The following is a 12,791-nucleotide window of genomic DNA, read 5'->3' as shown; positions in this document are numbered from 1 at the left end:
GGACCCGTGCGTGAGAGTCGTCTGCCCCGGGTCCGTGCGTCCGAGCTGGTCGGGCGCGGGTGGCTGAACACCGGCGGCCGGGACGTGACCCTGGCCGACCTGCGCGGCAAGATCGTCGTCCTCGACTTCTGGACGTTCTGCTGCATCAACTGCCTGCACGTCCTGGACGAGCTGCGTGAGCTCGAGGAGCAGCACCGCGACGTGCTGGTGATCATCGGGGTGCACTCGCCCAAGTTCGTGCACGAGGCGGACCCGGTCGCGCTGGCCGCCGCCGTCGAGCGCTACGAGGTCCACCACCCGGTGCTGGACGACCCGGACCTGGTCACGTGGTCGGCGTACACGGCACGCGCGTGGCCGACACTCGTGGTGATCGACCCCGAGGGGTACGTCGTCGCGCAGATGGCGGGCGAGGGGCACAAGAACAACGTCGAGATCCTGGTCCGCGAGCTGATCGCCGAGCACGAGGCCAAGGGCACGCTGCACCGCGGCGACGGCCCCTACGTCCCGCCGGCGCCGAGCGAAGGAACGCTCCGGTTCCCCGCCAAGGCGATCGCCCTTCCCGACGGCCACCTGCTCGTCGCCGATGCCGGGCACCACAGCCTCGCGGAGCTGTCGGAAGACGGCGAGACGCTGGTGCGACGGATCGGGTCGGGTCAGCGAGGGCTGGTGGACGGGGGTCCCGACGAGGCCCGGTTCAGCGAGCCCAACGGCCTGTGCCTGGTGCCCGACGAGCTCCGGCCGTGGCTGGGCTACGACGTCCTCGTCGCCGACACGGTCAACCACGCGCTGCGCGGGGTCCGGCTCGCCGACGGCGTCGTCACCACCGTGGCCGGCACCGGCGAGCAGTACATGGTCGGCGCGGCGGACAACATCCTGGGCGTGGACGGCGCCGACGAGCCCGACGAGGAGCCGGCCTTCGAGCCCGCGATCGGCGAGCCCGGCGACGAGGTGGCGGCGTTCGCGTCGTCGCTGAGCATCACGTCCGACGACGACCGCGCCGTGGCCCGTGGTCGGCACGCGCAGCCCGCGGCGTCGTTCGTTCCCGGCCCTCGCCGCCAGAAGCTCTCCTCCCCGTGGGACGTCGCCTGGTCCCAGCCGCTCGGCGCGTTCGTCGTGGCCATGGCCGGCAACCACACCCTCTGGGCGTTCGACGACAAGCAGGGCTCGATCGAGCTGCTCGGCGGCACCATGAACGAGGGCCTGCTGGACGGCCCGCTGCACGAGGCGTGGTTCGCGCAGCCGTCCGGGCTCGCGGTGGGTGCCGACGACAAGATCTGGCTGGCCGACTCGGAGACCTCGGCCCTGCGCTGGGTCGACCCGGTGGGGCGGACCGTGCACACCGTCGTCGGCGAGGGCCTGTTCGACTTCGGCCACCGCGACGGACCGGCCGCCGAGGCCCGCCTGCAGCACCCGCTCGGCGTCGCGCTCCTGCCCGACGGCTCGGTCGTCGTCGCGGACACCTACAACGGCGCCGTCCGGCGCTACGCCCACGGGTCGGTGAGCACGCTCGCCACCGACCTCGCGGAGCCGAGCGGGATCGTCGTCCTGGACGGCGGGGCGAGCCTGTTGGTCGTCGAGTCGGCGGCACACCGCCTCACCCGGATCGCACTACCGGCCACCCTCGTCGGACAGATCCTCGACTCGGGCAGCCACCGCACCCGGCGGCCGGTCACGGAGCTGTCACCGGGCGAGGTGCGGCTCGACGTCGTGTTCACGCCCGCCGCCGGCCAGAAGTACGACGACCGCTACGGCCCGTCGACCCGGCTGCAGGTCTCGTCGACGCCGCCCGGGCTGCTGCTCGAGGGCGCCGGCGACGACGTGCCGCTCGACCGAGTGCTGCGGCTCGACCCGTCGGTCCCGGAGGGCGTCCTGCACGTCACCGCGCACGCGGCCTCCTGCGACGCCGACCCGGCGATCGAGTACCCGGCCTGCCACCTCAACGCGCAGGACTGGGGCGTGCCGGTCCGGCTGGTCGAGGGCGCCCCGGCGACCCTGACCCTGCCGCTGCACGGCTAGCGGCGCCGTACTCGTTGGCGCTACCGCGCGCCCAGCACCGCCACAGAGGCCAGCGCGTCGAGCGACGTCGCCACGACCTCACCGGTGGCCGCCGTCTTCGACATGCCGATCTCGACCTGCCAGAGGTCGTGGATGACGACGGCGGTCGACGACTCCACGCCGAGCTCCGCCGGGCTCCCGCCGCGCGCCACCGCCGACGGCGGCTGCTCCGGGCTGCGCCGGGTCAGGACGGCCCACGCGGACCCGCCGAGGGTCTCGGTCGCGGCCGCCGCGAACGCGCAGAGCCGCGGCACGACGCCGGGCTGGGCGGCGACGATCGCCGCGGTCCCGGCCACGAGCACCCGCTCGGCGGTCACGGCGGGGTCGGCCGTCGCCGGCACCAACGAGCGCAACGCCCGGGCGCGGGCCCGCTTGGCCTTGTACTGCGCGGTGTCGGCCTGCCGGAACAGGTGCCGCGCGGACACCGACCCGGTCACCGCCGTCGAGGCGATGCCGTACGAGATGGCGGCGCCGTGCGGCAGCGGGAACTCGGCGATGGTCGCGGCCATCACGTCGGCCACCTCGGCCCGTCGGCGCCCGACGGTCACCAGGCAGAACTCGTCGCCGCCGATGCGTGCCGCGGTCGAGCCGGGCAGCGCGTCGGCCGCGCGGCTGAGCACGTCCGCCACGGAGCGCAGCAGGTCGTCGCCGGTGTCGTGGCCGAGCTCGTCGTTCACCCGTTTGAGCCCGTCCACGTCGCACATGACGATGCAGGTCTCGTGCCCCGACTCGAGGGCCGACTCCGCCTCGGCGTCCGCGACCCGACGGTTGGCCAGGCCCGTCAGCGGGTCGTCGGCCACCAGGTGGCGCACCTGCGCCTCGAGGTCGACGCGGGCGACGGCACCGGCGACGAGCGCGGCGAGGACCTCGGAGCGAGCGACGTCGTCGACCCGGAACGGTGCCCCGGGACGCGTGCGGACGGCGTAGAGCTGACCCCAGACGCTGCCGTTGACGATGATCGGGGACGACAGGGCTGAGGACGCGTCCAGCTCCCGCAGGGTGTCCACCTCGACCGGGTCGCCGGCGTCGGGGTCGTCCGGGACGGTCGGCTCGTCGTGCACCGTGCGGGCGTGGGCCACCCAGCTGGAGCGGTCGCGGATGAGGGCGCGCAGCGCCGGGCGGTCGTCGGCGCGGTAGGACGCCCGGGTCATCCAGACCACCCGAGGATCCGTGGGCGGCGGCTCGACCAGCACGATCCGGCAGGTGTCCTGGTCGATGCGGCAGAACGCGGCGCGACGGGCATCCAGCACCTCGACCGCGGTGGCCGCGGCCACGTGCGCGACCTCGTCGATCGACCGGCAGCGGTCCAGGCGGTGGGCGGCCAGGGCCAGCGCGCGCACGCCGACGAGGCCCGCGGCGGACCTGCTGTCCGCGCGCGCACCCTGGGCGGCCGTACCGCGACGCGTCACGTCGCCCATCATCGACCCTGAGCCCCGTCCCAGGCGACGCAGACGGATGAGAGGTCGGTGAGATCACCCGTCTGAACGACGCGAAACCGATCAAGCGTGCGCTGACGGGTCACGGGACGTGGATCGCGCCCAGCTCGCCGAACACGGCAGCGTTGAGCCGGAAGGCCTCGCGCGCCTCCTCGACGACGTCCGCACGGGCCGGCTCGTCGAGCTCGAGCGCGTCGAGGCGCTCCCGGTAGACGTCCTTGAACGGCTTCAGCCGGTGGATCTGCGGGAAGTCGTAGAACGCGATCCCCTCGGACCCGAACCCGTAGTTCCGCTGCAGCATGCGCCTGATGATCTGGCCGCCGGAGAGGTCGCCGAGGTACCGCGTGTAGGCGTGCGCGGCGTAGTGCGGCAGCGACCCTCCGGTCTCCTCGAGCCGCCGGACGTAGGCCAGCGTCGCCGGCAGCACGCGCACCTGCGAGCGCCAGTCGTCGCCGCAGAGGAACGCGAGGTCCTGCTCGATGGCCGGCACGCGCACCAGCTCGGCGAAGACGAGGCCGCCGTCGTCCTCGAGCCGGGAGCCGGCCCGCTCCAGGGCCGTGTAGATCGCCAGCTGCTGGGCCGCCAGGTCGGCATACGCGGCGCGGTCCAGGGCGCCCGACAGCAGGTGCTCGACGAAGCCCGAGCGTTCGGCCGTCTCGTGCTCACCCCGGGTGCCCTCACGCAGCGCGAGCGAGAGGGGGACGGCCTGCGGCAGAACGGGCACGGCGGTCATGCGGCTCCTTGGCGGTGCTGACGAGATGTCAGGAAACCGTACCCGCACAGGTTAGGCTTGCCTACTCCTCGTTCACCCGTTCGGATGACGCCGTGTGGAGTCGGTCCGGCGCTCGCGCGATCCTCAGGCGCTCGCGCGGACGGCGCCGACCACGCGGACGTGGACGTGCACGCCGTCGACGGCCCCGGGTACGTCCACCGTGACGTCACCGGAGACGTTCACCTGGAGCTGGTAGCCGTCGCCGGACCTCGCGATCCCGATGCCGCGCACGTCCGAGCGGTCCTTCAGCGTGGCGCGCAGGTGCTCCTTCGCCGCGCGTGCCTGCTCGAGGTCCGCCATGGTGTCCCGCCTCCCGCCGACCGCGGCGGCCGCGGGGGCGGCGGTCCGACGATCGTCAGACCAGTGTGACCCCGAGCGCGTGCAGGACGGCATCGATCGGGTTGATGTACGTCAACCCGGTGCCATTCTCTCCCCCGGACTCCGACCCCGCAAAGAGCAGCCCGAGCGCGACGCCGTCCTCGCGGTAGACCAGCGACCCGGAGTCGCCGCCGCGGGAGAACGGCCCGGTGCCGGTGGACTCGACCTCGATCTGGTTGTCGAAGCTCAGCTCCCCCAGCTCGTCGCCGTACCCGACCACCACGTTGTCGAGCTCGATCGCGGTGACCCGCCCGTGCGTGACCGACGTGGTGCGACCGATCTTGGCCACCTTCTCGTCGCCCAGCGTCACGGCCGTCTTCGTGATGAGGCCGACGGGGTACTCGGGGTCGACCTCCTGGTCGTCGAGCAGCGCGATGGCGCAGTCGACGGTGGCGTCCCCGCCCGGCTCGAGCTCCACGCGGGCGGCCAGCGTGCCGACCTTGTCGCGGGGTGCCTTCCCGCCGTCGGCGGGTCCGGGCTGGACGATCACGTCGCCGACCTGCGCCGACGGCGTGCCCGAGAGCACGTGGTAGTTGGACAGCGCGTGGACCGACCCGTTCTTCAGCACGAACGCGCCGAGCGTGCCGGCGGTGACGTCGACGTGGGCGATCGAGATGCCGGGCCGCAGGGGACGGACGCGCCCGGTCTCCCCGAGGGCGCGGGCGGTGATGACCGGCGGACGCGGACGGACCTTGCGGTCGTCGTCGGACGCCTGCGTCTTGATGCGGCCCGTGCGGCGGACGTCGGCGTCCGGGAGCTCGGCGACGACCTTGCGCGCGATGCTGCGCACCGAGGGCAGACCGAGGCGGTAGCGGACCGCGAGCGCGTACGACCCGTCCGGCTGGGGCGCGAGCCCGATGGCCAGCGCCGGGCCGCCGTCGGCGACGTCGGACGGCCGCACCAGGCGCTCCGACAGCTCCCGGGCGAGGTCGACCGCCTGCGCCTTGGTCTCGCGTGCCTCACCGTGGTCCATGCATCCCCCTGCTGATCGGTTCGTCCGGTACCTCCCGGAGCGTCTGCCAGTCTGCCCCGCACCACCCACACGCGCAGGCCGGTCAGTCCGACGCTCTCGCCGAGACCGGCCGGGCATCGGGCGGCGCCTCGCCGACCTCCGCGACCGGTCGGGGCTCGTACCCCTCCGGCGTCAGGTCCGCGCGCGCGATCCGTCCGAGCCGGAACCACCGCAGCCCCTGACGGCTCTGGCACCACGCCACCAGGTACCAGGTGCCGCTGGTGCGGGCGAGGACGACGGGCTCGATCCGTCGGCGGCTCACGGTCCCGGACGAGCTGCGGTACTCGATCGCCAGCACCACGTGCCGGCCGAGCGACTCCTCGACGGCCCGGAGCACCCGCGAGGACGGCCGCTCCGACGGCGTGTCGGGCCGCGACCACACCCGGGCCGCCAGCTCGTCGGCGCGKACGCGGTCGGCCGGCGACAGGGCGTCGAGGACCTTGGCGCGCGCGGCGTCGGCGTCGGCACCGAACGGGCTGCCCGGCGGCAGGGCGCTGACCGCGAGCGCGAGCGCGACCGCCTGCGCGGGCGTGAAGTTCACCGGCGGCAGGGCGACAGACGCGGCCAGCACGTAGCCGCCGCCCAGGCCCGCCTGCGCGACGACGGGGAGGCCGGTCTGCTGCAGCGAGCAGATGTCGCGCTTCACGGTCCGGGGCGACACCTCGAACAGCCGCGCCAGCCGCGTGCTCGTGGTGCCGGCGCGGCCGACGCGGCGCAGCTCCTCGGCGAGGGCGTAGAGACGGTCGGTGCGGTTCACGGTTCCAGCATGGTGACACAAAGGTGACATCCCGCTGTCACCGGACGGGTCGGATGATCGGTGCATGACCACATCACTGGTACTCGTCCCCGGTTTCTGGCTCGGCGCGTGGGCGTGGGACGCCGTCGTCGCAGCCCTCCCCGACGAGCTCGACGCCCGCCCGGTCACCCTGCCCGGCCTCGAAGCCGACGCGGCCCGGGGCGGCATCACGCGCGCCGACCACGTCCAGGCCGTCGTCGACCTGGTCGACAGCCTCGAGGGCGACGTCGTGCTGGTCGGGCACAGCGGCGGCGGCGCTCTCGTCGGCGAGGTCGTCGACAGACGCCCCGACCGCGTGCGGCGCGTGATCTACGTCGACTCCGGACCGCTGGAGGACGGCGCGGCCCTCGACGCCGCCACGACCGAGCCYGTCGAGGTCCCCCTGCCCACCTGGGCCGAGCTCGCCGCCCAGGGGTCCAGCACCGAGGGCATCGACGACGACGGCCTCGCCGAGCTCCGCCGCCGGGCCGTCCCGCATCCCGCGCAGGTCGTGCGGGACCCGGTGCACGTCGGCGACCCGCGCCGCTTCGACGTCCCGGCGACCGTGATCTGCACCAGCCTGCCGTCCGAGGTGCTGAAGACGATGGCGCACGGCGGCCCGCCCTTCCACACCGAGCTGGGCGACATCACGGACCTCACCTACGTCGACCTGCCGACCGGGCACTGGCCGATGTTCTCCCGGCCGGTCGACCTGGCGGCGGCGATCGCCGAGGCCGCCGGCGCGTAGTGCATCCGCGGACGGCCCGGCGGCCGAAGAGGGGGTGTCAGCACATCGGCCGCCCGCGCGTACCCCGCCGGGCCAGTCCTCGAAGGACGCACCATGCGCGCACGACTTCTCGCCGGCATCGCCGCCGGCACGCTCGCCCTCCTGACCCTCGCCGCCAACCCGGCCTCCGCCGCCGACACCGCGAAGCTGTCCGTCTTCCACGGCGTCCCCGGCCTCACCGTCGACGTCTGGGTCAACGGAGAGCGCACGCTCGACGACTTCACGCCCGGCTCGATGGCCGGCCCGCTCGACCTGCCCGCGGGCACATACACGGTCGCCATCACGGCGGCGGACGCCGCCGACGCCAGCTCCCCGGCGATCGGGCCGGTCGACCTCGCGCTCGAGGCCGGCAAGAACTACACGGCGGTCGCCCACCTCGACGCCGCGGGCGCACCGACCGCGACCCTGTTCACCAACGACATCTCCACCACGACGGCTGGGCAGGGCCGGCTCACCGTCCGGCACGTCGCGGCCGCACCCGGCGTGGACATCGTCGCCGGCGGCGCCGCCGTGATCAGCAACCTCACCAACCCGAACGAGAAGGTGCTGAACCTGCCCGCCGGCACCGTCTCGGCCAGCGTGACCGCCACCGGCACGACGACGCCCGCACTGCTCGGCCCGACCGACGTGCCGATCACCGAGGGCACCAACACGATCGTCTACGCGTGGGGCAGCGCCACCGCCTCGCCCGCGACGCTCGCGCTCGCGGTGCAGACCATCACCGGCCTGCACGGCAACCCGTCCGGCGTGAACGCGGGCGAGGTCGGTCTCGTCGCCGACCCCGGCACCCCCGCGTGGCCGTTCGCGCTCGGCGCGCTCGCCGTTGCCGGTCTGGTCGGGCTCGGCTTCGCCCGCCGCACCGCCCTCCAGCGGAGCTGATCCTGCACATGACCGGTTCGTCGTGGCCCGGGACGGCGCTCGCGCCCTCCCGGGCCTCGGCACGCGTGCTCGCGACCGTCGTCGTCCTCGGCGCGACGCTCGGCCCGCTGACCGCGTGCACCGGCCCGGACCCCGCCTCCGAGCCGGTGGTCGCGGCGTCGTCGTCCCCCACGGCGACGCCGCGACCGACCCCGTCCCGCCCGGTCCCGGTCGTGCCGGTCTACGACGCCGACCTCTCCGCCCGGCAACCCGTCGCGGCGACGCCGCCGCCCGTGCGGCTCGTCGTGCCCGACGTGGGGATCGACATGCCCGTCGACCCCGTCGGGGTCACGGACGACGGCGAGATGCAGATCCCCGAGGACGCCGACCGCGCCGGCTGGTACGAGTTCGGCCCCGCGCCAGCCGACGCCGAGGGTGCGACGGTCCTGGCGGCGCACGTCGACAGCCGGCTGACGGGGATCGGGCAGTTCGCCAGGCTCCGGGAGGTGGCTGTCGGGGCGACGCTCACGGTCACGACGGAGGACGGCAGCGAGCACGCGTACCGCGTCGTCGGCGTCGAGAAGATCCCGAAGGAGGGGGCGCCCGTGGACCAGTGGTTCGACCGGTCCGGCGCGCCGCGACTCGTGCTGGTGACGTGCGGTGGCACCTTTCGCCGTGACATCGGGCACTATACGGACAACGTCGTCGTCACCGCCGAGCCGCTCGGTGGGTAGCCGTGACACTGGTGCACAGCGCTCCTGCGGTCGGGGAGCCGACGAGTGAGGAGTCGTGCGTGAGCGCACCCGGGCCCGGGTCCGCAGACCCGTCGCGCCCGTCGCACCGGCTCGACCCGGACGGAGAGGGCGTCGAGGAGCTCGGCGTGGCGTTCGCCCAGGGCGACGAGACCGCGATCGCCGAGGCGTACCGGCGCTGGTCCTCGCTCGTGCACACCGTCGCGCTGCGCTCGCTGGGCAGCCTGTCCGACGCCGAGGACGTGACGCAGCAGGTGTTCGTCGAGGCCTGGCGCAGCCGCGCCCGGTTCGACCCGGACCGGTCCCGCCTGCCGGCCTGGCTGCTCGGGATCGCCCGGCACGTCGTCGCGGACACGCACGAGAAGCGGGCGCGCGACCGGCGGCTGCGGGACAGGTCGGTGTCCGAGGCGCTCGAGACGCCGGTCCCCGCCGTGGACGGCCGCGTGGTCGACCGGGTCCTCGTGGCCGACGAGCTCGACCGGCTCGGGGACCCGCAGCGCACGATCCTGCGGCTCGCGTTCTACGACGACCTCACGCACGACCAGATCGCCAGCAGACTGGACCTGCCGCTCGGCACGGTGAAGAGCCACGTCCGGCGCAGCCTCGCCCGGCTGCGGACCCGATGGGAGGTGGACGGTGCCGTTCGATGAGTCGCACGTGGACGACGACGTGCTGGCGCTCCTCGCCCTCGGGGAGCCGGTCGGCTCGACCGCGGACCTCGCTCACATCGAGGAGTGCGAGCGCTGCACCGACGAGCTCACCGCGCTGCGTGACGTGGTCGGGCTCGCGCGCTCCGGCGGTCCCGACGACGTGCTCGTCGCGCCCGCGCCCGCGGTCTGGGGTCGCATCGCCGACGAGCTCGGCCTGTCGCCCGGCGCGCAGGCGCTGGCGACCGCCGCCGCGCCCGAGCGCTCCCCTGCCGAACCCGCCGAGCCGCTCGCACCGGTCGTCGCGCTCGACGCCCGCCGCGAAAGGCCCCGCGCCTGGCGCTGGGTCGCCGCCGCGGCGGTCGCCGGGCTCGTGGTCGGCGGCGGCGGTGCCTGGTGGGTGGCCAACCACGACGACGAGCCCACCGTGCTGGCCACCGCCACCCTCGAGCCGCTGCCCGGCTGGGACGCGGCCGGGTCCGCCGCGGTGGAGACGGCGGCCGACGGGAGCCGCGTGCTCGTCGTCGACCTCGCCGACGACGTGCCGTCCGGGGACGGCTTCCGGGAGGTCTGGCTGCTCAAGCCCGACGTCAGCGGCCTGGTCAGCGTGGGCACCCTCACCGGCACGTCCGGTCGGTTCGACCTGCCCGACGGGCTCGACCTCACCCAGTACTCGGTGGTCGACGTCTCCGAGGAGCAGTTCGACGGGAATCCCGCGCACTCCGGCGACTCGATCGTGCGCGGGCCCCTCAAGGCCTGACACGACGACGCGCCCCCGTTCCCGGGGGCGCGTCGTCGTGCGAGCCGTCAGACCGCGGGCGGGGCCGCGGGCGGCTGCTGCTGCTGGACGGGGACCTGCTGGACCGGCGCCTGCTGGACCGGGGCCACCACCGGCGCGACCGGGGTCGCCGCCGGCGCCGTGGGCGTGCCGCGCTGCTCGATGACCTCGCGGTGCGACGTGTTGTTGCGCGACGCCTGCAGCGCGACCGCCAGGATGATCGCGATGACGCCGGCACCCATGCAGATGTAGCCGATCACCGCCAGGTTGACGCCGTCGAGCGCGTCACTGATCCCGAACGAGAGGATCGCGCCGACCACGATGAGGGCGATTCCGCCTCCGATACCCATGTCGGTCCTTCCTTCCGTCGTGCCGGGCATCTGTCGCCCGGCTCCGATCGGCGAGTCTGGCGCCGACCCGGTGACCTCGCACGCCGAGACGGCCCGCTACCCCAGAATCTCGGGATAAACCGGACCTTCCTCACCCGTCCGGGTGAGCACGTGCTCCGCCAGGAACGCCTCGACCACCTGGTACCAGACGATCGCGTGCTGGGGGCTGAGCACCCAGTGGTTCTCGTCGGGGAAGTAGAGGAAGCGGTGGGCGGTCCTGCCGTCGTCGTCGGCAGGCAGGCCGCTCTTGGCCAGCAGCTCGTACCAGAGGCGCAGGCCCTCACCGACGGGCACCCGGTAGTCCTTGTCACCGTGCACCACGAGCATGGGCGTGACGATCTTGCCGACGTGCAGGTGCGGCGAGTTCTCGAGCGCCATCTGCTCGGTCATCTCCCGCTCCCAGTAGTAGGCCGCGTCCGTCGTCGGGCCGAACTGGTCCAGCGCCCACAGGCTCGCATGCGTGACGATCGCCCGGAACCGGTCCGTGTGACCCGCCACCCAGTTGGCCATGTAGCCGCCGAACGAGCCGCCCATCGCCGCCGTGCGCGTCTCGTCGATGTCGTCCCGCGCCTCGACGGCGTCCGTGATCGCCAGCAGGTCCGTGTACGGCGCGGCGCCCCAGGCACCCCAGCCGTCCTGGACGAACTGCTGCCCGTAGCCGGTGGACAAGGCCGGGTCCGGCAGCAGCACCGCGTACCCCCGGGCGACGAGGATCCACGGGTTCCACCGCCACGACCACGCGTTCCACGACCCCAGCGGGCCGCCGTGGATCCACAGCAGCAGCGGGACCTTCTCGTCGCCCGCCGGGCGCGCCAGCCAGGCGCGCACGCGGCGGCCGTCCGCGTCCGTCGACTCGACCTCCTCCAGGGTGCCCGGGAGCTCGGGGGTCGCGATCGGGCTGCGGAGCGCGGTCGTCTGCCTGGTCGCGAGGTCGATGCGCACCGGGTGGCTCGGCGCCTCGTACGAGGTCCGCAGCGCGTACGCCGTGGTGCCGTCGGGGCTGATCGACACGTCGGTGAACGTCGCGTCGTCGCTGGTCAGCCGCGTGACCTCGTCCGTGTCGAGGTCGATCCGGAACACCGGCCCGCGGCCGTCGTCGTCGGCCAGCACCAGCAGGCTCCGGCTGTCCGGCGTCCACACCGGGTCGTGCGGCCAGCGGTCCCAACCCTCGGCCAGAGTGCGCGGCTCGCCCCCGGCGGTCGCGACCAGCTGCAGCGTCACCCTCGGGGCCTCGTGCGGGGTCGAGATCGTCTCCCGCGAGTACGCCACCCACCGACCGTCCGGCGAGATGGCCGGCGACCCGAGGTCCGCCGCCGGGTCGTCGACGAGCACCCGGTGCTCGCCCGACGCCACGTCGACCGCGACCAACCGGCTGCGCTGGCTCCCGCGCGCCAGCGGCGCGTACCAGCCGGTCACCACCGTGCGACCGTCCGGGCTGATCGCGGCGCCCTGCTCGACCAGCGCCGACCGCGCCTGCGGGGTCACGTCCGTGAGCTTCAGCTTCGGGTCCCCGGCGCCCGCCAGCGGGGTGGTGACCTCGTCGCCGACCGTCGCGACGAACAGGTGCGGGCTCTCCGGGCCGAGGTCGTGGTCCCAGAACCGGACCGGGTAGCCGTCGTGCAGGATCGCCGCGACCTTCTTCTCCTTGCGGGCCTTGCGCAGCTTCTCGTCCTGCTCGTCGTCCTTCGCGCTGGGCAGCACGTCCGACCCGACGAGCACGACGTCGGCGTCCTTCGCGACGTGCACCCCGCCGAGCCCCGCGGCCCTGCTCGCGACGACCCGCGCCTCGGCGCCGTTCTTCGGCAGCAGCCACAGGGCCGGCACCGCGTCGTCGTCGTCCGCGTCGCTGTCCGGGTCCGGCCGCGCGCTGGTGAACAGCAGGTCGCCGCCCGGCGTGAACGCCGCGCTGGACTCACCCTTCGCGCTGCGCGTGAGCCGTCGCGCGGGCTCCTCGTTGGCCGGGTCGACCTCCCAGAGGGCCGTGACGTACTTGGTCTTCTTGCTGTTCAGGGTCGCGACGGCCGTCACCAGCCGCGTCCCGTCCGGCGAGAGCACCAGCCCGCTGAGCCGCGGGACGGCGACGTACTGGTCGAGGTCATGAAAGGGCGTCGAAGTCATGCGCTCCGTCCTACCATCTCGCCCGGGTCCCGCG

13 protein-coding genes are annotated in these 12,791 nt (G+C 74.1%); 6 read left to right on the top strand and 7 right to left on the bottom strand.

Annotated elements, in window-relative coordinates:
- The first annotated feature begins 6 nt into the window (after nt 1-6).
- Nucleotides 7-2,016, top strand: a complete 2,010-nt coding sequence (locus ACXJKG_RS05765; RefSeq protein ID WP_456844792.1) for an NHL domain-containing thioredoxin family protein — start codon at nt 7-9, stop codon at nt 2,014-2,016.
- A 20-nt stretch (nt 2,017-2,036) separates the two neighbouring features.
- Here ACXJKG_RS05765 and ACXJKG_RS05760 read toward each other — a convergent pair whose 3' ends face one another.
- The 5 genes from ACXJKG_RS05760 to ACXJKG_RS05740 all read right to left on the bottom strand — a co-directional run bounded on the left by ACXJKG_RS05760 (nt 2,037) and on the right by ACXJKG_RS05740 (nt 6,410).
- The gene (locus ACXJKG_RS05760) at nt 2,037-3,473 is read right to left on the bottom strand and encodes a diguanylate cyclase domain-containing protein (RefSeq protein ID WP_456844791.1); all 1,437 of its coding nucleotides are present in this window, start codon (nt 3,471-3,473) and stop codon (nt 2,037-2,039) included.
- Between the two features lie 100 nt (nt 3,474-3,573).
- Nucleotides 3,574-4,224 carry a biliverdin-producing heme oxygenase gene (locus tag ACXJKG_RS05755; RefSeq protein ID WP_456844790.1) on the bottom strand — a complete coding sequence of 217 codons (651 nt, stop codon included), beginning with the start codon at nt 4,222-4,224 and terminating at the stop codon, nt 3,574-3,576.
- Nucleotides 4,225-4,347: 123 nt separating this feature from the next.
- Entirely contained in the window at nt 4,348-4,563 is a 216-nt protein-coding gene (locus ACXJKG_RS05750; protein ID WP_456844789.1) for a hypothetical protein, read from the bottom strand.
- A gap of 55 nt (nt 4,564-4,618) precedes the next feature.
- Nucleotides 4,619-5,614: a hypothetical protein gene (locus tag ACXJKG_RS05745; RefSeq protein WP_456844788.1), complete on the bottom strand. Its 996-nt coding sequence runs from the start codon at nt 5,612-5,614 to the stop codon at nt 4,619-4,621.
- An 82-nt stretch (nt 5,615-5,696) separates the two neighbouring features.
- Nucleotides 5,697-6,410 (bottom strand): helix-turn-helix transcriptional regulator, encoded by a 714-nt coding sequence (locus tag ACXJKG_RS05740; RefSeq protein WP_456844787.1) that lies wholly within the window; start codon nt 6,408-6,410, stop codon nt 5,697-5,699.
- 64 nt (nt 6,411-6,474) lie between these two features.
- Between ACXJKG_RS05740 and ACXJKG_RS05735 the strand changes: the two genes are divergently transcribed.
- The 5 genes from ACXJKG_RS05735 to ACXJKG_RS05715 all read left to right on the top strand — a co-directional run bounded on the left by ACXJKG_RS05735 (nt 6,475) and on the right by ACXJKG_RS05715 (nt 10,232).
- Nucleotides 6,475-7,176, top strand: a complete 702-nt coding sequence (locus ACXJKG_RS05735; protein ID WP_456844786.1) for an alpha/beta fold hydrolase — start codon at nt 6,475-6,477, stop codon at nt 7,174-7,176.
- A gap of 93 nt (nt 7,177-7,269) precedes the next feature.
- Nucleotides 7,270-8,094, top strand: a complete 825-nt coding sequence (locus ACXJKG_RS05730; protein WP_456844785.1) for a DUF4397 domain-containing protein — start codon at nt 7,270-7,272, stop codon at nt 8,092-8,094.
- Between the two features lie 8 nt (nt 8,095-8,102).
- Complete coding sequence (locus tag ACXJKG_RS05725) at nt 8,103-8,807, top strand: class F sortase (RefSeq protein WP_456844784.1); 705 nt, start codon at nt 8,103-8,105, stop codon at nt 8,805-8,807.
- 59 nt (nt 8,808-8,866) lie between these two features.
- The gene (locus ACXJKG_RS05720; protein ID WP_456844783.1) at nt 8,867-9,475 is read left to right on the top strand and encodes an RNA polymerase sigma factor; all 609 of its coding nucleotides are present in this window, start codon (nt 8,867-8,869) and stop codon (nt 9,473-9,475) included.
- Nucleotides 9,462-10,232 (top strand): anti-sigma factor, encoded by a 771-nt coding sequence (locus tag ACXJKG_RS05715; protein ID WP_456844782.1) that lies wholly within the window; start codon nt 9,462-9,464, stop codon nt 10,230-10,232. The genes ACXJKG_RS05720 and ACXJKG_RS05715 overlap by 14 nt, the downstream gene beginning before the upstream one ends.
- A gap of 47 nt (nt 10,233-10,279) precedes the next feature.
- Here ACXJKG_RS05715 and ACXJKG_RS05710 read toward each other — a convergent pair whose 3' ends face one another.
- Nucleotides 10,280-10,600, bottom strand: coding sequence for a DUF6458 family protein (locus tag ACXJKG_RS05710; RefSeq protein WP_456844781.1), 321 nt, complete (start codon nt 10,598-10,600; stop codon nt 10,280-10,282).
- A 96-nt stretch (nt 10,601-10,696) separates the two neighbouring features.
- On the bottom strand, nt 10,697-12,757 hold the full coding sequence (locus tag ACXJKG_RS05705) for a prolyl oligopeptidase family serine peptidase (protein WP_456844780.1): 2,061 nt from the start codon (nt 12,755-12,757) through the stop codon (nt 10,697-10,699).
- Nucleotides 12,758-12,791: the final 34 nt, after the last annotated feature.

The sequence above is a fragment of the Cellulomonas sp. P5_C6 genome (assembly GCF_054049635.1).
Note: the sequence above shows the minus strand (reverse complement) of the source record. Positions and strands in the feature narration are given on the sequence as shown.

Coding starts and splice junctions, on each gene's coding strand:
- ACXJKG_RS05725 (WP_456844784.1), top strand. CDS start 8,103: ATGACCGGTTCGTCGTGGCCCGGGACGGCGCTCGCGCCCTCCCGGGCC.
- ACXJKG_RS05760 (WP_456844791.1), bottom strand. CDS start 3,473: ATGGGCGACGTGACGCGTCGCGGTACGGCCGCCCAGGGTGCGCGCGCG.
- ACXJKG_RS05750 (WP_456844789.1), bottom strand. CDS start 4,563: ATGGCGGACCTCGAGCAGGCACGCGCGGCGAAGGAGCACCTGCGCGCC.
- ACXJKG_RS05755 (WP_456844790.1), bottom strand. CDS start 4,224: ATGACCGCCGTGCCCGTTCTGCCGCAGGCCGTCCCCCTCTCGCTCGCG.
- ACXJKG_RS05730 (WP_456844785.1), top strand. CDS start 7,270: ATGCGCGCACGACTTCTCGCCGGCATCGCCGCCGGCACGCTCGCCCTC.
- ACXJKG_RS05745 (WP_456844788.1), bottom strand. CDS start 5,614: ATGGACCACGGTGAGGCACGCGAGACCAAGGCGCAGGCGGTCGACCTC.
- ACXJKG_RS05705 (WP_456844780.1), bottom strand. CDS start 12,757: ATGACTTCGACGCCCTTTCATGACCTCGACCAGTACGTCGCCGTCCCG.
- ACXJKG_RS05710 (WP_456844781.1), bottom strand. CDS start 10,600: ATGGGTATCGGAGGCGGAATCGCCCTCATCGTGGTCGGCGCGATCCTC.